Raw genomic sequence first — 19,811 nt, 5'->3', positions numbered from 1 at the left:
TCACTCCTGCAGGCGGACGACGACGGCGGTGACGTTGTCGCGCGCCGCCCTCCCCAGCGCCAGATCGAACAAGCGCGCCAGCAGCGCGCGTGGCTCCCCGAAGCGATGGCATTCGGCATCCAGCTCCGGGTCGGGGATTTCCTTGTTGATGCCGTCGCTGCACAGCAGGAACTGCGTGCCCGGCAGGCTCGGGGTCAGCACCCAATCGACGAACAACGGTTCCTGCGCGCCCACCGCGCGGGTGAGCGCGCCGGCGGCGACGGCACTGGCCTGGCCGCCGCCGAACTGGGTGATGTCGTCGCGCACGCCGTGCACGTGGTCGCGGGTGAGCTGGCGCAGCGGGCCGCCATGCTGGGCGTAGATGCGGCTGTCGCCGACCCAGCCGCACAGCATGAAATCCGGGTCGTGCACCAACACCACCACGGTGGTGGCGATCATGTCCACGCGGCGGATGCGCGCAACCTGCAGCAGGTCGTGGTTGATCTGCGCCAGGGTGTCGTCGATGGCGTCGAGGAAATCGCACAGGTCGGCCGGGCGCTCCAGCGCGCCCAGCCGCTCCACCAACAACTGGCTGGCGTAGTCGCCGGCGCTGTGCCCGCCCAGGCCATCGGCCACCACCCACAACCCGACGTCTTCGCGCACCAGCAGCGCGTCTTCGTTGAGGCGGCGCACCTTGCCGGTTTCGGTATGCCCGGCCGATTGATAGGGCGCGCTCATCGGGTCACCTCGGTGATGTCCTGATCGGCCAGCAACCAGGCCAGGTAGCAGTCGGCGTCCGGTAGACCGGCCAGCGGCGTGGCGCTGCCGCCCAGCAGCCACCACAGCGACTGGCCTGCCGGCGGTGCGGGAGTGGCGGCCGCGTGACCGGCCACTGGCAGGGCCAGCAATGCGGTATCCAGCGCCACCGCGTCGGCCCGCGCCCGCAGCGCACGCCCCAGGCAGCCGGCCAGGGCGGCGAACCAGGCATTGGCCGGCAGCTGGCCGTCGCCGAGCGGCGCGGCCAGGGTGAGCGGGAAACAGCGCCCCACGCGGTCTTCGCCCGGGCCGATCACCCCGGCCCAGGCCGCGCTGCCGCACACGCCCGGCCCCAGCGCGAACGCACGCACGGCGCTGCTGCGGTAGGCGGCGGGCCAGCGTTCGCCCAACTGCTGGCGCACGGCGTCCAGGCAGGCGGCAAAGTGCGCGTCCCACGGCTGCACGAAGCTGGCCGGCAGCCGGCGCTGCACGAAATCGCCCACGCCGGGCAGCTTGCCGTGGAACCCGGCCGGTGCGGTGGTGGTCATCTCAGCCACCACACGCAAAGCGCTGGACGTCGCTGTCCAGAAACGGATGGCGCAGGTTGCCCGCGCGCAGCGGCACCTGCACGTCATGGCCGCCCAGCGCAAAGCTGGCGACAAAGCGCAGATCCGAGGGGTTTTCCAGATGCCCGGCCTGCAAGGCGCGGAACAACGCCCATTCGCCCTGGTAATCGAGCGTGCCCAGTGCCACGCCGTCGGCACCGAAGGCGGCAATGGAAACATGCCCGGGCACCGGGCCGGGCCAGATCATCGGCATGCTTTGCGCCGCGCCAGCCTGGTAGTCGTAGCGCTGGCCTTCGATGTCCAGGGTGAGCCGGGTGACACCCTCGCCCAGCGTGGGCGCCAATACGGTGAAGCCCACCTGCGGGGTTGGCCCGCCACGGAAATACTTTTGCCGGATGCGCTGCGCCAGCTGCAGCTGCGCCGGCAGCCCGGGCGCGCCGACCACCGCATCGGGGCCTTCCTTCCAGCGCCATTGCGCGGCCTGAGTGTCCAGCAGCGGCTGCACGGTGCCGGTGTACAGCGCGTCCAGGCGCCCGCCGGTGCCGAACAGTTCGCCGAAATTCTGCAGCGGGATTTCCACCTGCGCCGCCGGGTCGAACGGGTAACGACCGCGCACGAAATCGCTGCACACCTCGCCCACCGATTGCCGCACCTGCACATCCAGCGCGGCGCGCGCGCCCTGCGTCATCAAGGCGGCGCTGCTGCCGGCCAGGCTCTGCAACCACTGCGTCACCGGCGGCGGCAATTGCGCCACCTGTTGCCGGGCAAGCGCCAGTTGCGCACTGGCGGCCGCCGCATCGCCGCCGCCTTGCGAGACCACCAGCAGCTGCTTGCCCAGTTGATCGAGCACGCCGAGCAGTTGGTCCAGCGGCGTGCTGCCCGGTGCACCGGCAGCCAGCGCATTGAGCGCGGCGAAGTGCTCGGCGATGGCAGTGCCGGGCGGCGGTGCATCCGCTGCGGCGGGATCGGCGCTGCGGGCCAGCGCCGCGCTCATCGCCGCGCCGCCGGGCAGCTTGGCCGCGGCCGCACGCGCGGTGGCGCCGGCCTTTTTTTCTGCTGCCGCCAAGGCCCGCTGCGCGGCATCGGCCGGCGGCGCGCGGTCCATCGCCTGGGTGTGCTCACCCACCACGCCCAGCAACAGCCGCAACGGCGAACTGGGGCCGGCGAGCTTTGCCGCGGTGGCGCTGGCGGCGGCCAGATCGGCGGCCGGGCGCAGCTGCAGATCGGCCAGCAGCGCGTCCCAATGGCGGATGTAATCCGCCTCGTAGCGTTGCCCGACCTCGCGCGCCAGGCCGGCCTTGGCCAGCGCATCCAGCGGTGCGCCGCCGAACACCCAATCGTCCTGACCGAAGCGTTCCACCGCCTGGCCAATGCCGTCGCGCTGCAGGGCGGCGAACACCGGCTGGGTGTACAGCGCCGGCACCGGCGCGGATAACGCGGTCCCACTGCGCCGCACGAAGGTGTCGGCGAGCAGGCCCAGCGCCTTGTCCAACCGCAACGGCGCACCTGCCGGCGGAGTCAGCAACAGGTTGCCGTAGATCAGCGTGGCCAGATCGGCCGCGCGCAGGCTGGCCCGTGCCTGCGCAATGCGCTCGCCATCCAGCGACAACGCACGCACACGCCCGGGGCTGTCCAGCAGCGCCTGCAGATGCGCATTGAAGGCAGCCTGCAGCGGCTGTGCACGTGGAAACAACGCACGCGCCTCGATCGCGGCCAGCGCGCTGAGCTGGGCCGGGTCCAGATGCGCCGGCTGGCCAAGCATCAAATAGCCCTTGAGGGTGTAATACAGCGCCTGCGGGGCCTGTGCGTTGTCGGCCAGGCCGGTGCGGAAGCGCACCGCCAACGCCGGCAGCAAGGTGGCATTGAGCTGGCGCAGGTAGCCAGCCTGCAGGTGCTCGCCGAGCACGCGGCCCTGGAACAACCCCAGCCGCATCGACCACGGCGCGCCGCCGTCGTACTGGCGTGCCACCTGCACCACTGCACGGGTGGCATCGGCCTGCTGCAGCGTGCGCGCTACGTAGTCCGGCATGCTGGTGGCGGCGTTGGGGTCGGCCACGGCCGGGCGTGCGTCCAATGCGCTGCGCACCTGCGCCAGATAGGCGCGGTTGCCCAGGTAGCTGGCGCCCAGCCCGGCCAGCAACGCGGCGGTGAGCAACCCCACGCCCGCGTAGGCCGCAGCCTGCAGCCAGGCCATGCGCCGCTGCTGCGCCGGCGGCGTATTGGCCAGGCCGGATTCGCGCAGCACCACCTCGCGCAGCAAGCGTTCGACAAAGAACGTGCGCCGTTGCGCACCGGGTGCATGCACGCGCGCATCCTCGATGCCGAACGTGCGCGCCACCGCGCCCATCATGCGATCGATCGGTGTGCCCTCCTGCGTGCCCGAGGTGAGATACACGCCGCGCAACAGCGGCGCCGGGCCATACGCATTGCCGGCGAAGGTGCCTTCGACAAACTGCCGCGCGCGCTCGCCCAGTGCCGCCACCTGCTGCGGAAACGACAGGATCGCCGCCCGCCGCAGCCGGTCGCGTTCCAGGTTCAGGCGGTCGAACAGGCGCGCGCTCAGGTGCTGCTGCAGCACATTGAATTCCTCGGCGAAGCGCCGCGCCGCGCGGCCATCCAGCGTTTGCACCAGCGGGAACGACAGGCCCCACACCTGGCTGCGCTGCGCCGGGCTGAGGTCGTCAAAGAATTCGCCGAAGCCGCCGATCAGGTCGCACTTGGTGAAGATCAGATACACCGGCACGCTGGCCTGCAGCTGTTCGGCCAGTTCGTCCAGGCGGCGGCGGATGGCCTGCATATGGGTGTCGCGCTCGGCATCGTCGAGCAGCAACAGGTCGGACATGCTCATCGTCACCAGCACGCCGTTGAGCGGGCGCCGCGGACGATGGCGGCGCAGCAGGCGCAGGAAATCGCGCCAGGCGCCGGCGTCCACCGCCTGGTCGGAATCCTGCGTGGTGTAGCGCCCGGCGGTGTCCAGGAACACCGCTTCATCGGTGAACCACCACTCGCAATCGCGGGTGCCGCCCACGCCGCGCAGTGCCTGCTCGCCCATGCGCGCGGCCAGCGGAAACTGCAGCCCGGAATGCTGCAGCAAGGTGCTCTTGCCCGAGCCCGGCGGGCCAATCAGCGCATACCACGGCAAGCTGTACAGATCGGCGCCACCGCGGCGCTTGCGCAGCAACTGGATGGCCTGCTGGAAGCGCGCCTGCAGCTGCAGCCGCTCCTGCCCGCTGCGCAATTCGCGGTCGTCGTCGCGGCCGGGCCCGGCCAATGCGCTGGACAACTGCGCGGCGCGCCGCTGCCCACGCCAGCGGCGCAGTTGCAGCACGCCCACCCACACCGCAATCAGCAGCACGATCGCCAGCAACCGCGCCGCCACGCCGGTCAGCGGGCTCCAGCCCGCCACCGCCAGATACGGCCCGCCCACCCACACCAGCAGCGACAACAACGCCAGCGCCAGCACGCTCACCACCAGCCCCGCGCCCAGTTTGGACAGCAGCGTCTTCATCGTCATTCCCCAGGCTGGAACAGGATCTCCACGCGGCGATTGCGCGCGCGGTTGGCCGGCAATTGCGGCGGCTGCGCCAGCGGCTGCGAATCACCAGCGCCAATGAATTCCACCCGGCCAGGCACGGCCAGATGTGTCTGCAGCAACTGCGCCACCGCCTGCGCACGCGCGCCGGACAACGCGAAGTTGTCCTGGAAGCGCAACGAGCGCACCGGCACGTCGTCGGTGTGGCCCACCACGATCACCCGCCCGGGCAATTGATCGATCGCCACGGCAACCTGTTCGATCACACCGCGCTGCGTGGGCTCCACCTCCACGCCACCGGAGGCAAACATTGCGGTGCTGCTCAGCTGCACACGGGCCTGGCCATCGGCCTGTTCGTCCACCCGCAGCAGCCCGGCCCGCTCGGGCACGGCCAGCAATTGCTTCAGGCGCAGGCGCGGCGGCGCCACCGGCGCGGCATCCGGTGGCGTGGCACGGGCCAGGCCCCATTGCGCGGCCTGCGCGCTGATCGGTGCCGACAGGCTGTTCAAGCGCGCCTGACACCACACAAACGCCACCACCAGCACGCTCAGCCCCAGCAGCGCGGCCGCCCACACCGGCAGATACCGGCCAAGCCGGCGGCGGTCTTCCACACCGCGCCAATGCGGCGCCAGCGTGTCCGGTGCGGCGCCGCGCTCGGCACGGATGCGGCGGTACAGGTCGTCCTGGATCTCGCCGATACGCGCCAGCCCGCCGGCTTCGATCTGATACCGGCCCACGAACCCCAACGCCAGGCACAGGTACATCAGTTCGATCAGGTCCAGATGCCGCGCCACATCCGCACACAAGCGCTCCAGGATCTGGAAGAACTTGGCGCCGCCATACGATTCGCTATGGAACACCACCAGCAAGGTCTTCTGCGACCAACCGCTGCGCTCGCCCCACGGCGCGTTGAGCACCGCCTCGTCGAGCAAGGTGCACAGCACGTAGCGTGCCGCGGTCACCGCTTCCACCGGCGCACCGCCATCGCGTGCGCGTTGTTCGAAGCGCCGCACCTGCGCCATCACCTGCTCGCGCAGACGGGCCACATCCGGCAGCTGCGCGCTGTGGCGCAACTGCACGGCCAGCAACAACAGCGGCGTGGCGGCCTGCACCAGCGGGTTGACGCTGCGCCCAAGCAGCTCGCTGATGTCGGTGTCTTCGGCCACGCCGCTGTCTGCAGGCGGTGTGGGCGAGGCCACGTAGGCGGGGTCGAAATCGGCAACGGGACGGCTCATGCGCTCAACTCCGGATGGCCCACAGTTGCAGGTCCAGCCCGGCAAATTCGCTGCCGAAATGGAAGGCGATCCCGCCGGAGGTCTTCAAGTTGCGCCACAGCGGCGCGCTCTTGTCGAACTCGAAATACAGGTAGCCGGCGTGATACGGAATCTGCCGCGGCGCCACCGGCATCGGCGTGGCCACGATGCCTGGCAACTGCAGATTCACCAGGTCGCGAATCTGTTCCACCGGGCCGATCTTGGCGTGCGCGGGCAGCTGACGGCGCAGCTCTTCGGCCGGCATGTCGGCCTTGGCGGCGAGCACGAATGCCGCACTGTCCAGCAGGCTGGTGTCGGGCACCATCGCCACCCACACACCGAACTTGCGCGCCTGCACCGGCAATGGCGTGGCGGTCTGTTCGAACACTGCGCTCAAGCTGCTGCGCAGCGCGGCGATCACCGGCTCAAAACTCTCCTGCTGCGCCTCGTGCCGATACGCCGGCCACGCCGGCGGCCGCTTGCCGGGTGCGGTGAACGTGCTGAGCTCACCGGCCAGCGCAACCAGCGCACGGAACAGGTCTTCCGGATGCGCCAACGGGGCGCTCGCCCAATGCGCGATCTGCGGCTGCCAGCGATTGACCAGCTGCAGCAGCAGGAAGTCAGCGATATCGGCCGCTCCGCCGCGGTCGGTCAAGGTCACCCGCGAGGCCAAGGCTTCGCCGCGCTGATGCAGCAGGCCAAGCAGTTCGATGAGGAAGGTGGTCAGCCGTGAGGAGGCCTGGCACACCATCGCGCTGGGAATGAAGTGCGGGTCCAGCACCACCTGGCGGTCTGCGCGTGATTCGATGATGCGCGCCACCGCGATGCGGTCCAGGCCTTCCAATGGTTGCGATTGCGGCAGCAGCCGCGTGCTCAGGCCACCGACCTCCATCAGCACCGCTTCGCTGGTGCTGCCCGATGCATCGCCGGTTTCGGTCTCGCGCACGCGGTAGCGGAACAACTGATCGGCCGGCGACTCCGGCCGCCCCAGTTCCGGCTGCGCCGGCACGCGCAACGGCAACGTGAGATACACGATCTGGTCACGGCAATTCGGGTCCACGTCCAGCGCCACCGGCAGCGGATCATCGCCGGGCATCGCGAACGGCGTGCCATCGGCAAACACGCCGCGCGCACGGCGCAGGCCCAGCTTGCCGACCGCGAGTAGATCGGTTTCCCATTCCAGCTCGCTCACGCCCCAGGCATGCGGGCGCAGCCGCGCGGCACGCAGATCGACATAGCGTTCCAGGTACCGCTCCTGTTGCTGCAGATGCTGCGGGCGCAGAAACAGCCCTTCGCTCCAGACGACCTTGTTGTTCTGCATGATCCACTCGCTCTGAAGAAGCCGGTCGCCGCTGCAGGCCATGGCGCGCCGTCGCGATGCTGTGCTGTCGGCGCCCCTGCGCCGCACGGACACGTCCGCTGGACCGTGTCGATGGCGTGATTCTGCGGCGCGCCCGCGGCGCTCACCCGTCAAAACGTCTCAGTGGGGTGTTGGGAATTGTTGGGGTGTGTTGCGGGCTGGAAGGCGCTGTTTCTTCGCGCGTTTTGCAGGCGTGTGCTTCGTGCGGGCAGGTGCCACGGTGATGCTTCATAGCGCGCGAGCGCGCTCCTACCAGAGCTGGTCCATGGCCTGTTGGGGTGCGCAGCTAGGGGACACCACGCCCCTAAGAAGAACAATCGGCCCGGCTGTCGTAGGAGCGCGCTTGCGCGCGATGAAGCCTTACCGGGAACGCTTCATCGCGCGCAAGCGCGCTCCTACAAACCTAGATCGCGCCGCGCTTAGCGCGCTGCTGGCTGCCGCCGCGCCGATTTCAACCGCGCCAACTGCGCCTCGTACGCGCGCGCAAATTCGTCACCAAACAAGCGACGAAAACAATCATCCGGGTCGCCGCGCAGTTGCTCGAAATTATCGCGATAGCGCTCCCAGTAACGGCCCTTGCCGCCGAAGCTCAATCGCTTGCCGCCCGCATCGGCTTCCTGCTCCAGCCGGTCTGGGCTGAAATGAAACAGCATGGCGTCGAAGGCCGCACGCATGCCGGCCAACATCGCCATCTGGTGGCAGCGGATGTCATCGAAGGCATCTTCGAAGGCGGGCACGCCGGACAGGAAGGAGGCACTCGGCGGTGCCAATAATTTCTGCAGCGCATCCTCGGCGGTGGCCGCAAATTTGAGCGGGTTGTTCTCCGAGCGCTGGATCACGGTGACCGGCAAGCGAAAGGTGTTCTTGATCTCGGCGCGTGCACGCAGCACGTCCATCACGCCGTCGACCACGATGGCGAAGATGCGGTCCAGCTCCGGTGGCAGACCTGCCATTGCTGGCATCGCGCTCGGCAGTGCGCCAGACACGCCAGGGCTCGCAGGCACCGGCGCCGCCACTGCCACTGCCGATGCCGCTACCACTGCCGGTGCGAAGTCGCCCAGCGTCATGTCCCAGTTTTCCGGCAAGGTGGCACGCGCTGCGCCAGTGCTTGGCGGGCGGAAATGGTCCTGGTTGGCGTTGCTGTGATTCCACGTGCTCGGCGCGGGAATGACCGGCGCGACCGGCAGCGGATCCAGCAAACGCAGCGGGTCCAGTTCCCGGGGTGTGGCATCCAACAGCAAATCGCCCAATGCGTCATCCACCGGCGCGCGCCCGACCGCTGGTGCGCCGAAATCCAGCAGATCAAATGCAGCACTGGGCACGGCGGCCTGTAGCGGCCTGGGCGGCGGCGCCATCTGGGTGCGGTCGTCCATCGCATCCAGCAAGGGATCGAACGCGGGCGTCACTGCCAGGGCACCCACAGGGCTGACGCTCTGCAGCTGCACCTGGACCTCGAAGCTGTCCAGTTGCAGGCGGTCGCCATCACCCAGCGCGGCCGGCTCGGCGCGCGTCAATGGCGTGCCATTGAGCGAAATGCCATTGGTGCTGCGGTCTTCGATGAAATACATGCCATTGAGAAAGCGCACCACCGCGTGGGTACGTGAGATACCGGGCGCAGCCAGCACCCAATCGCTTTCATCGGAGCGGCCAATACTGCCGCCGCTGCCGGCAAAGCGCTTCTGCGCCTGCGCGCCGAATTGCGCGGCCTGCGCGCCGCTGACGGTGAGGATCAACTGCACACTGGACACGACACACGCTCCTCCAGACAAGAATCGACAACACGCACGTCACCGCAGCAACGCACGCTCATGACGCCGCTGCGCCGGCCAGCAACTGCAGCGCATGCGCCGCGTAACCCTCCCGGCGCGCCTGCATGGCGGCCGGTTCGCGCGCGGCCAGCAAGGTGATGGCCGCGGCCACCGCACGTGCGGTGAGATGTTCGGCTGGTGGTACCGCGGTGGTTTGCTGCGGGGGCGCCAGGCTGCCGCCAGACCACGCCACCGCGGCGGTCAGCCATGCACCCAGCGAGACATAACCGCCGGCATGCGCAAACGCCTGTGCCGCGCGGCGATGCGCCTCGCTGGGCTCGCGCACCCATTTCTCCGCCAGCGCCGCGCCGGCACGGTCTTCGTCATCCAGCGCTTCGGCGCGCGCGCACTGGCATGCCCAGGCCACCGCATAGCGCTTGGGCAGCAGCCGCGCCAGCAACTTGATCGCATCGTCGCCATGGCCGTGCGCCAGCAACGCACTCACCGCCGCCTGTGGCGCCAGCGGGGCGCGCAGATGTGCGCAGGCCGTGTCCGACAGCTGCATCTGCGCGCAGGCCTGTGCGAGCGAGGGCATGGGGGTACTCATCCGATCATGATCAGGCCGCCGCTGACCTGCACCAGGGCATCGGCCTTGATGTTGACCAGCGGGCCTTTCAGCGTGGCCGAAGCACCGGCCTCGGCGGTGAGCATGCCGCCGGACGACAGCTTCAACGTGCCATCGCCCACCACCTCGGTGGCCGGCGAGGTGGCCTGCAATTGCGCACTGGCCACCTGCTTGATGGTGGCAGCGGTGGTCTTGGCTTCGGCGGTAGCGTCGATGAGGATGTTGACGCCGCTCAGCACAATGTCACCGTTCTGTTTCATCACCAGGCGCGCGCTCCCCGTGACCAGCTCGATCTCTTCGCCGGCCTGCAACAGCAGCTTCTTGCCGACATCCACGCTGTCGTTGTTGTCGATGCGCGCACGCCGGTCGTGCTTGACCGTCACCACCTGGTCGTTCTCGACGGTGGCGGTATGGTCGTGCTGCACTTCTTCGCGCAGGTCACGCTGAGCGCGCTGGTAGATCTCTTCGGCACCGGCCTTGTCGTCGAAGCGCAGTTCGTTGAAATCCGCTGCGCCGCCCAGCAAGGTGCGGCTACGAATCCCGCTCTGGGTCTTGTTGTCGGGCAGCGAAAACGGCAGTGCATGGTCGGCGTTGTAGACGCTGCCCACGATCAGCGGGCGGTCCGGGTCGCCATCGAGAAAACTCACCACCACTTCCTGCCCCACGCGCGGCAGGCTCATTGCTCCCCAGCCCTTGCCCGCCCACATCGAGGCCACCCGCACCCAGCACGACGGCCCACCGTGCGTGCGTGCGGAGGTGGACCAATGAAAGGTCACCTGCACGCGGCCGTACGCGTCCACCGCGATGTCTTCGACAGTGTCGCCAGTGACCACACCGGTCTGCAGGCCGGCGATGCTCGGTCGTGGCGTGCGTTGCAGGCTGCGGAACGGCAGGCGGCTGTCGATCACGCGCAGGCGGCTGGAAAACGGCGGCGTGTCGCCGGCATGTTCCGGCGCCACCAGGATGGTCTCGGCAGACACCACCAGGTATTCCTGGTTGTAGGCTTCGTTGGGAAAGCCGCGCAGCGAGAACAGCGCGCCCACCGGCAATTCGCAGGCATTGGTCTGCGCATCGTGGCAGCCGCGCTGCACGTTGTGCGCCTCGCGCCGCACCTGGGCATAGCGCTCACCGACACCCTGCACCGGATGCGCGCCGGGGAAATCGAACGCCACCAGTGCGTCCACCGGATGCAGGTCGGCACCGGCGGCCTGGTCCTGGGCCGCCAGCGAGGCGCGCGGCAGCTGCGGGTCGTAATCGGTGAGCTGGTGCTCGGTGGTATGCAGTGCGCGCGCACTGCGCCACTGGCTCACCACCGCCTGCTGCAACCGGCGGTTCTGCAATTCCGGCGGCACATACGGCAGGCTCGCCACCGGCGGCACGGTGGCGTGCGCGCCCAGTGCATCGGCCAGCACCAGCGTGTGCGCGGTGCGGCCATGGGTGAAGTAGTAATAGATGCCCTCCTGTTCCATCAGGCGGCTGATGAAGCTGAAGTCGTCCTCGCGGTATTGCACGCAGTAGGTACGCGCCGGATACGGCGTGCTCAGTCGCCGCTGCACATCGCCGTAGCCGATATCGCCCAGCACGCTGGTGATGATGTCCGGCACGCTCATGTCCTGGTAGATACGGCAGTCGCGGCGCTGGGTGAGCAGCCAGGGTTTGGGCACCAACTGCAGTTCCAGTGCCGCATAGCTGAGCCCGTCGATCACCGTGTAGCCACTTTGCGCACAGCTGGCCACCATGCCGTGATACCAGCGCTGCACGTTGCCGTCATCGGACAGCTCCACCGCCGCGGGCGTGCCGAGCAAGGCACGCAGGTCCGGGCGTGCATCGCTGCACAGCGCCTCGATGCGGTAGTCGAACAGCTGCCCCAACGCTTCGCTGGCCTGCATGCGGTGCAGCAGCAGGCGCTCGCCAATGTCGGTGTGCAGCGTGATGGTGCGTGGCATCGAAGCATCCACAGAGGGTGAGGGCAACGCGGTGCGCCTTGACCGACGCAGCCGAGCGCGGAGTCACGCGCACGCTGCGGCATCTTTCAGCGTCGGCAACGCATGCTCACACGCGTATGCCTGCGAAAGCCGACAATTCGTCTCACGCGCTGCCAGGCGCGCGCGCGGTCACCACCCAGCCATGTACGGGCTGGCCGCGCTCGCTACGCAAGGCCTGCGCGGCAATGGCCACTGTCTGTAATTGCGCGTGCTGCAACGCTGCAACGATATGTGCATGGCTGTGCCGATAGCGGCCGCTGGCATCCAGCGTTACATCGTCTCCGCTAGCCTCCAGTGCTTCCACGGTGAAGCCCAGCACACCGCCGGGCGTCAGCGCGCTGGCGGCCGCCGCCAGCACGCCCTGCAGTGCGCCGAAGTACACCAGCGTATCGGCCGAGGCGATGACGTCCCAGCGTGCTGGCTGTGTTTGCAGATAGGCAGTGAGTTCGGCCACCTCGAGTGCGTCGTAGCCACCACGCAGGCGTGCCTTGGCGATCATGCCCGGCGACAAATCCACACCCACCAGCTCACGCGCGTGCGCACGCAACAACGGCGCGCACAGGCCGGTGCCGCAGCCGGCATCCAGCACCGCGAGGCGGCCGTCGGGCACCGATAGGCAGGCAACCAACGCGTCGGCCAGGAGCTGCGGCGCGCGGTAGTCCAGGTTGTGCAGCAACTGCTCGTCGAAGCTGTCGGCAAAGCCGTCAAACAGCTCGCGAACATAGACATCACCAGCGCGTGGCGGTGCGGCGGTGCCGCCGCAGGCGGCCAGCATATGCGTGGCCACCGCATTGCCCGGGTCGCGCAGCAACCACTCGCGGTACACCGCTTGCGCCTGCTGATGCTCGCCCAGCAGATACAGGCCGGTACCCAGCGCCTCACGTGCGAGCAGGTGCTCCGGTGCCAGCGTGCAGGCCTGGCGCAGGCACTCCACGGACTGTTGCAGATGCTCGGCCTCCTGCGCGTTGTTGCGCAGGAACAGCCCGAGCAGATAGTGCCCATGCGCGGACTCGGGATAGGTGTGCAGCAGCGCGGCATAGGTGACGAAGGCTTCTTCGACACGGCGCTGCGCTTCCAGCACCGCAGCCAGGTTGGACAAGGCGTCCGCATGCGCTGGCGCCAGGGCCAGCGCACGGCGATAGCTCTGTTCGGCCTCGGCCAGGCGCCTGCACTCGCGGTGCACGTTGCCCAGGTTGTTGCAGGCATCGGGTTGCGCCGGCGCCAGCAACAGTGCCTGCGTGATCGAGGCAACAGCGGCGTCGCTCTCACCGCGTTGATGCTGCAGCACGCCCTGGTAATGCAATGCATCGGCATGGCTGGGTTGCATCTCCAGCAACTGCGCATACAGTCGCGCGGCCTGCTCCAGGCGGCCGCTACGGTGTGCGGTGATGGCGCGTTGCAACGTGGCCGGCTGCGCAAGCGTTGCCGGCGGTGCAGTCGGTTGCGACAGCGGTGCGGTCGCTGCGGTCGATGGGCTCAGGTCGGTCTGCGCGATGGCGGTGCTCATTGGGATCTCCGGAGCGGGAAAGCGGGAGGTGGTGCAGGCACTGGTGCCAGTACTGGAGACGGCGGAACGAAATCGCTGGGTTCGGATGGCGCACTCTCCTGCACCGCTGGCTGTAACCACGTCACCGTCGCAAACCAAGCAAAACCAATGTAGGAGCGCCCTTGGGCGCGATGCGGCCTTCCCGATGAGGTGCAGCTACATGAGGCCAGCAGCATTGCGAGATCACTAGTTCGGGCACGATGCAGCACAAGCGCATGCATGCAACTAAGTGCGTACTTGCCGCAGGCAACCGACATCTGATCTTGCATCTGTTGCGCGCCTCAAACGCTGAGCGCAGCAATACCGGCTAAAACGTGCCAACTGCTGTGGCGGAAGCTTCAGCGAGGCTCGCGACATGTGTCATGGGCAAAGACGCGGTTGGCCCGGGACGCAGTCACCATGCGCACGACAACATCCACGCCACTTCAACCGCTCGCGCATCGCACAGAAGCAATCGCGCATCCCTGCAAATATTGCGCGCGACCCCATGCCCAACTTGCACGACTCCAGCACAAGCTTCGCCCTATCCAATCAACACCGTAAAACAACCCAGCATGATGACCCCGCCATGCGCAGTGCTGTCGCCCAGGCGTGCCGCCGGCTGGCCGGCGATCAACACCGTGGGCGCACCGACCACGATGCTGTCCGGCGGCCCCACGCACACGCAGCTATCACCGATGCGTGCCGCAAGCAGGCCGCCGATCAACACCGTGGGCGCACACGGGCCGGCGATCGGCCCGCCCACATGCGGCACGATGCCGGTCACCATCGGGCAGACGTGCAGATCGGTGATCCGCGCAGCAGGCTGCATGACATGCTCCAGCGCACTCCCAAGAACTGCAGGATCAGGCAGCGGCGTGCCGGCAACCCGACAATTCGTCTCAGCGTTCGGCCACGCGCGGCGCCGCATCGACGCCGGCGACCTCGGCTGGCAGCGCCGCTGCGTCCAGCGCCGCGAGTGTCTGGCGTGCCGCCTGCAACGGCGCTTCGGCGTCGCCATAGATGCCGGTGAGGATCTGCAGCGATTGCTGCGCGTGCTCACGTGCGGCCACAGGGCGGCCCAGCACGCGCTCGGCCTCGGCCATGCCACGCAGGATCTCCGCCGTCTGCGGATGCGCGCGCCCCAGCACGCGCAGCGCCGTGGCCAACGCGGCCTGCTGCTCGGATAACGACGCTGCCGGCTGCCCGGCGTCCAGCAGCCAGAACGCATGGTTGCTGCGGTAGCTGATGGTGTTCGGCGCGGCCTCGCCGAACACCGCACGTGCGCCCTCCAGGGCAGCGCGGTAATGCGGGCCCGCTTCGGCCACCTTGCCCTGCTGGCGCAACGCGCCGGCCAGGTTGCCTTCCACCATCAAGGTGTCGCTGGCGCGCGCGCCGTACAACTTACGGGTGGTGCGCAGCAGTGGCGCCAACTCCGCTTCGGCCGCGGCAAAGTCGCGCTGCATCAGCAGCGACACCGCCAGGCTGTTGCGCATCGACACCACGTACGGATGCTCAGGCCCGCGCATCGCGATGCGTTCGCGCAACAAGCTGCGCTGCAAGGCAATGGCTTCTGTCAGCTGGCCGGTTTCGGCCAGCATGCTGGCGTAGAAGTTGCCCGCGTCGATGCGCTGGTCCGTGGTGGTGGCTGCATTCGCCAGCGCGGCAAGATAAGCATGCCGGCTTTGCTCCAGTGCCTCGCTCATGCGCCCCTGATCGCGCAGCGTCCACGCCAGCCGCGCACGCATCGCATTGCCCACGCTCTGCTGCCTGGCATCACCGCGCGCGGCCTGTGCGATTGCCGCACGCAGCACGCGCTCGGCCTCGGCAGCGTGGCCGCCGCCAATCAACGCCTGCCCCAGCATCGAGGCCGCTGTGAGTGCACGCATGCTGCCCTCCCCGCCCTGCTGCCGCGCCAGCGCGTGCGCGGTACGCAGGTGCGCCACCGCCTGCGGGTAATCGGCTAGCGCAATCAAGGTGCGGCCCAGCGTCAGTTCCACCTCGGTGCGGGCGTCGGGTTGCTCGGCCAGCTCGCGCGCGGCGCGTTGCGAGGCTTGCTGCAACACGCGCAACATCAAGGTTTTGTCCAGGTCCTGCGCCACCGCCGGGTCCACGCTGGACAACACCGAACTCATGAAATCGCCTGTCACCCGCGCCAGCTGCGCATCACGCGCAGCCTGCTGCAGCGACCAGACCGTGGCGCCCAGCCCGGCCACTACCGCGATCACTGTCAGGCCGCCGGCCAGCACACCGCTGCGATGGCGCTGGGTGAACTTGCGCAGGCGCAGCAAGCGCCCGGCCTGCAGCGCACGCGGCGGGTAGCCGTCCAGCCAGCGGTGCAAATCGTCCAGCAGGGCCGACACCGACGCATAGCGCGCACCACGTTCGGGCGCGAGCGCACGCAACACGATCGCATCCAGCCCGTCGCGCAGCTGCTGCTGCAGCTGTGCGTGCGCGGTGCTGCGCGCCGCACAGATGCGCGCGCGCGCCTCGGCTGGCACGGCGGCCACACGTTGCGACGGAGGTTGCGGCAGGCCATCGCGCCCGGCCACCGGCGCCAACCCGCAACTGAGTTCGTAGAACATGGCGCCCAGCGCATAGATATCGCTGCGCGCATCCACATCCAGCGCGCCGCGCGCCTGCTCCGGGCTCATGTAGCCCGGCGTGCCACGCCCATGCGCGGAGGTCAGGCCCGGGTTGGCCGCATCGATGGCGATGCCGAAGTCGATCACCCCGGGCATCGGCCGGCCATCCACCTCGCTCACCAGCACATTGCTCGGCTTGAGGTCGCGGTGGATCACGCCCTTCTGGTGCGCGTGCTGCACCGCCTCGCTCACCCGCAGCATCAGCAGCACCCGCGCATGTAGCGACAACCGGTGTTCGTCGCACCACCAGGTGATCGGCTCCCCGCGCAGGTACTCCATCACCAGATACGGCTGGCCGTGCGCGTCGGTGCCCACGTCGTGAATCTGTGCAATCGCCGGGTGCACCATCTGTGCCAGCAGCCGGCATTCGAACTCGAACAACGCTCTGCCCTGCACGTCCAGCGCATCGGCGGCCACCAGCTTGATCGCCACCTCGCGCTCGTACGTGCCATCGGCGCGGTGGCCCAGATACACCTGCCCCATCCCGCCGGCACCGATCAACCGGTCGATCGCCCACGCACCAAAGCGCGTGCCGGCCGGCAGTTCCGGCAATGGCGCATGCAACGCGGCGGCGGCGTGCTTGAGCGGTGCACGCACGCGCATGGTGGCCTGCGCCTCTACCGCCAGCATGGCCAGCAACTCGTCGCGCAGCACCACATCGTCGCCGGCCTGCACACGCGCAAATGCCTCACGTGCCTCCACCGGCAGCGCGCAGGCCTGATGAAACAATGCCTCCAGTCGCTGCCAGGTGGTGGCCGCCAGGCTCATAGCTGCGCGGCCAACCACACCCGCGCAAAGCGCAGGTCGCGTTCCAGCGTCGGCACCGACACCTCAAGTTGCTCGGCCGCCTCAGCCACGCTGAAGCCCACCAGTTCGGTCAACGCGAATGCCTTGGCCTTGCGCTCATCCAGCTGTGCCAATTTGTCGAAGGCATCGGCCACCATCAACAAGGCTTCCGGCCGCGCCGCGCCATCGGACAGACTGATCGTCAGCGTCACCGCCTGGCCCAGCCGCTTGGCGCTGGCCTGTTGCCGCGCCAGGTCCACCAGCAGGTGGCGCATCTGCAGCGCCGCCACCGCATAGAAATGCGAGCGCGAACGGAAGCCCTGCTGGCCCTGCTCCAACCGCATCCACGCCTCGTGTACCAGCTCGGTCGCCTGCAGCCCTAACCGCGCATCGCGCCGCAACACCCGCAACGCCGTGGCGCGCAATACGTCATAGACCTGCCGCGCCAATGCATCGCCCGCGCCGGGTTCATCGCGCTGCCAGGCCTGCAACAACTCGGTGATCGGGAGCTCGGACATCCGGTCCATCTCGCCTGCGTGGACGCGCAGTATCCCGCATTGGGAGCGAGGTGGACTGTTCAATACGTAACGGTTTAGCTCGCTGACACCGGTGGTGTCGACGGGCCGCCTACGCGGGATCGGTAAGCTGCCGGCTGCCGTTGGCGCGCCGGGTGGGCCGCCATCGTCACAGGTGCCGAAACAGTGGCGCCACGGCGCCGTCGCGAGCACAGTCGCGCCATAGGCCTGCTTTCTGTCACAACTCTACGCGCCGCGCGCCATGCCTTCGGCGCAAGCGAACAAGCCAGTAACGCACTCAGCAGCCGGGCGCGTACCCGGCCGCATAGCGCAGCCCCTGGCGCAACTGCGCAAGGAAATCGGTATTGGCATAAACGGCCGCGTCGTGGCCCAGCCCGGTGTACCAGGCCCGGCCGCCGTCGAATGCGTGGCACCACGCAATGGGATGGTCTGCGCCCATCGTGCCACCGGCATACAGCCGCTCGTCCACCGTGGCGACCACCTGCACCTGCCCGCGTGGATTGTGGCGGTAGTTGTAGATTTCATCGGTGATCGGCCAGGCATCGCCCACCGACTGCCCATCGCGCTCGCGCTGCACGCGGGTGGACTGCAGCCCCGGCGGATGTTTCTTGAACCATGCCCCGACCAATCGCCCATACCAAGGCCACTGGTAGCCGGTATCGGCGGCCGAATGGACACCCAGGAATCCACCGCCCTGCCGAATGAAGCCCTCGAAAGCCTGCTGTTGCGCCGGCGCTAGAATCTCGCCTGTCGTGTTGGCGAACGCCACCACGCGGTAACGCGCCAGGTTGTCGGCAGTGAAGACGTCCGCATCCTCGCTGTGGTCGGCCGCCATGCCCTGCTCTTGCGCAAGTTGCCGTAGCCTCGCCACCGCCGTCGGAATCGACTCATGGCGGAACCCGGCCGTCTTGCTGAAGATCAGCATCCGCTCTGGAGCGGACCCGGCATTGGCGGTGACGGAGGCGAGCAGACAGATCAGGGCGAGCAGGATGTTGTGCATGCATGCATTGTTGCGCAATCAGCTTCTGATTCAATCGATCAGCACTTCCGGCCCGACGCCGTATGCCGGCGCTTGCGGGGCGCAACGACGCAGGCCACTCACGCTTAGCGCTTGGCCGCCTCGCAGAGCTTGCGATTGAACCAGGTGGACTTGGCGATGGGCAGATACGCATCCCAGTCGCTGGGCGGAAGCATCGTGCTGTTCTGATCCAGCTCCGCTTGGAACGAGTCCTCGTCGTGGCTGCGACCAGCCATGGTGGCGTCCAGCGCCGCCAGGCACTCCTGCGGACGATTCAGGCGCAGCAGCGTGAGGGCGCGGTCGTTGGCGAAACGGTCGCGATCAAGCCAGTTGAGGAACTCGCCGCACCCGCCCGCGAACGCCTGCATGCCGGCAAGTGCTTCGGTATAGCGCTTGCTGCGATAGTCCCGCAGATACGCCTCACGCCGTCGGCTGCTGGCAGCGGAAGTGCAGCCGGCCGGCAACTGCAGATAGTCGCCTTCGAAGCTGGCGCGCATGCCGCAATAGTCGCGGCAGCTGTCCTGAGTCAGCGCGGCGATGGTGAAGCCGCCCGCTACCGGCTTGAACGACAGCTTGCAGGGCGCGCCGACAGCATCGCTCACCTCCGCCTTGTCGCCCTGCAGCGTGCCCGATAGCGAACAACTGTGGCCGTTGGCGCCCATGGTGAGAATCTCGAACTGGCGCACCCCGCCCTTGTCGCTGACCTGCAGGCTGCCCCAGCCTTGCTTGGTGCTGTACTCGCCAGGCGCCGGACCGGCGGCCACCGCGCCGAACGCCACGAGCCACACCAGTAACCCGCTCCATCCATATCGCCGTGCCATCGCCGCGTCCTGTGTTCGACCAAAGCGCAAGTGTGCGACATCGCGGCGACGCCAAGCCAGTCAGGTGTAGACCACCAACCAGCAGATCCAGCGCGCCATGCGCCAGGATCGCCGGCCACAGTCGCCCTCGCCGTGCCACCCACCAACCCAGGATCAACCCGAGCATCAAGATGCTGATGGCGCCAATCGGGCCCTGATACAGGTGATACGAAGTGCGGAGCGCCACGCTTACATTCACCGCGAAGGCCCGGCCATGTCGCGGCTCCAGGGCGTGGATGACGTAACCGCACACGAACACTTCCTCGAAGATCGGATTGATCAGCGAGATCGCCAGCACAGCCGTGATCGACAGCTGCCCGGCGACCATCGCATCGAATGGATTCGTGTTGCTCCCCAAGCTCCAGTTCAACAGCGTGAGTGGATAGGTGACCAACAGGCACACCGCCAGCAAGCCGAGCCCCGCCGCCAAGTCGCGCAGCTGCCACTGCAGCCCCAGCGACTGCGGTCTCCATCCGCGGAACCACAGCACTGGCAACAAGATCGCCAGAATGAGCAGTTCGTAGAACACCATGCCCCACAGGCTCGCGTCGGAGAAGACCGGCTCGACGGCATCGCGCGCGACTGCCGAAGCGCTGGACCAGATCGACAGCCCGAACGCAATCGTCACCACGAGCAA

Annotated in this window: 14 protein-coding genes and 1 pseudogene; all 15 read right to left on the bottom strand. The window is 68.2% G+C overall.

Annotated elements, in window-relative coordinates:
• On the bottom strand, positions 1 to 717 hold the full coding sequence (locus tag QRM60_RS17350) for a PP2C family serine/threonine-protein phosphatase (protein ID WP_115557296.1): 717 nt from the start codon (positions 715 to 717) through the stop codon (positions 1 to 3).
• Positions 714 to 1,283, bottom strand: coding sequence for a type VI secretion system-associated protein TagF (gene tagF / locus QRM60_RS17345; protein ID WP_115557295.1), 570 nt, complete (start codon positions 1,281 to 1,283; stop codon positions 714 to 716). The genes QRM60_RS17350 and tagF overlap by 4 nt, the downstream gene beginning before the upstream one ends.
• Before the next feature lies 1 nt (position 1,284).
• Positions 1,285 to 4,815 (bottom strand): type VI secretion system membrane subunit TssM, encoded by a 3,531-nt coding sequence (gene tssM / locus QRM60_RS17340; RefSeq protein ID WP_285446712.1) that lies wholly within the window; start codon positions 4,813 to 4,815, stop codon positions 1,285 to 1,287.
• On the bottom strand, positions 4,812 to 6,068 hold the full coding sequence (gene icmH, locus QRM60_RS17335) for a type IVB secretion system protein IcmH/DotU (RefSeq protein WP_115557293.1): 1,257 nt from the start codon (positions 6,066 to 6,068) through the stop codon (positions 4,812 to 4,814). Before icmH ends, tssM begins: the two co-directional genes overlap by 4 nt.
• 4 nt (positions 6,069 to 6,072) lie before the next feature.
• Entirely contained in the window at positions 6,073 to 7,407 is a 1,335-nt protein-coding gene (gene tssK, locus QRM60_RS17330) for a type VI secretion system baseplate subunit TssK (RefSeq protein ID WP_115557596.1), read from the bottom strand.
• A gap of 458 nt (positions 7,408 to 7,865) precedes the next feature.
• Positions 7,866 to 9,194, bottom strand: coding sequence for a type VI secretion system-associated FHA domain protein TagH (gene tagH, locus QRM60_RS17325; protein ID WP_285446711.1), 1,329 nt, complete (start codon positions 9,192 to 9,194; stop codon positions 7,866 to 7,868).
• A gap of 58 nt (positions 9,195 to 9,252) precedes the next feature.
• Positions 9,253 to 9,801, bottom strand: coding sequence for a hypothetical protein (locus QRM60_RS17320; RefSeq protein ID WP_285446710.1), 549 nt, complete (start codon positions 9,799 to 9,801; stop codon positions 9,253 to 9,255).
• Positions 9,798 to 11,765, bottom strand: a complete 1,968-nt coding sequence (gene tssI, locus QRM60_RS17315; RefSeq protein ID WP_285446709.1) for a type VI secretion system tip protein TssI/VgrG — start codon at positions 11,763 to 11,765, stop codon at positions 9,798 to 9,800. Before tssI ends, QRM60_RS17320 begins: the two co-directional genes overlap by 4 nt.
• A gap of 142 nt (positions 11,766 to 11,907) precedes the next feature.
• Positions 11,908 to 13,311: a tetratricopeptide repeat protein gene (locus tag QRM60_RS17310; protein WP_285446708.1), complete on the bottom strand. Its 1,404-nt coding sequence runs from the start codon at positions 13,309 to 13,311 to the stop codon at positions 11,908 to 11,910.
• 562 nt (positions 13,312 to 13,873) lie between these two features.
• Positions 13,874 to 14,161, bottom strand: a complete 288-nt coding sequence (locus QRM60_RS17305; protein WP_285446707.1) for a PAAR domain-containing protein — start codon at positions 14,159 to 14,161, stop codon at positions 13,874 to 13,876.
• 70 nt (positions 14,162 to 14,231) lie between these two features.
• Positions 14,232 to 16,760 (bottom strand): serine/threonine-protein kinase, encoded by a 2,529-nt coding sequence (locus tag QRM60_RS17300; protein ID WP_285446706.1) that lies wholly within the window; start codon positions 16,758 to 16,760, stop codon positions 14,232 to 14,234.
• Complete coding sequence (gene ecfK, locus QRM60_RS17295) at positions 16,739 to 17,278, bottom strand: ECF-type sigma factor EcfK (protein WP_228437135.1); 540 nt, start codon at positions 17,276 to 17,278, stop codon at positions 16,739 to 16,741. The genes QRM60_RS17300 and ecfK overlap by 22 nt, the downstream gene beginning before the upstream one ends.
• 295 nt (positions 17,279 to 17,573) lie before the next feature.
• Positions 17,574 to 18,296: a ThuA domain-containing protein gene (locus tag QRM60_RS17290; protein ID WP_285446705.1), complete on the bottom strand. Its 723-nt coding sequence runs from the start codon at positions 18,294 to 18,296 to the stop codon at positions 17,574 to 17,576.
• Between the two features lie 104 nt (positions 18,297 to 18,400).
• Complete coding sequence (locus QRM60_RS17285; RefSeq protein ID WP_285446704.1) at positions 18,401 to 19,135, bottom strand: hypothetical protein; 735 nt, start codon at positions 19,133 to 19,135, stop codon at positions 18,401 to 18,403.
• A gap of 94 nt (positions 19,136 to 19,229) precedes the next feature.
• Positions 19,230 to 19,502 (bottom strand): annotated as a pseudogene (locus QRM60_RS17280) (CPBP family intramembrane glutamic endopeptidase); the annotation flags it as partial.
• Between the last annotated feature and the right edge of the window lie 309 nt (positions 19,503 to 19,811).

Source organism: Xanthomonas sp. fls2-241-TYG-148 (genome assembly GCF_030208815.1).
GTDB lineage: Bacteria > Pseudomonadota > Gammaproteobacteria > Xanthomonadales > Xanthomonadaceae > Xanthomonas > Xanthomonas campestris.
This window is presented reverse-complemented; position numbering and strand designations above follow the sequence as displayed.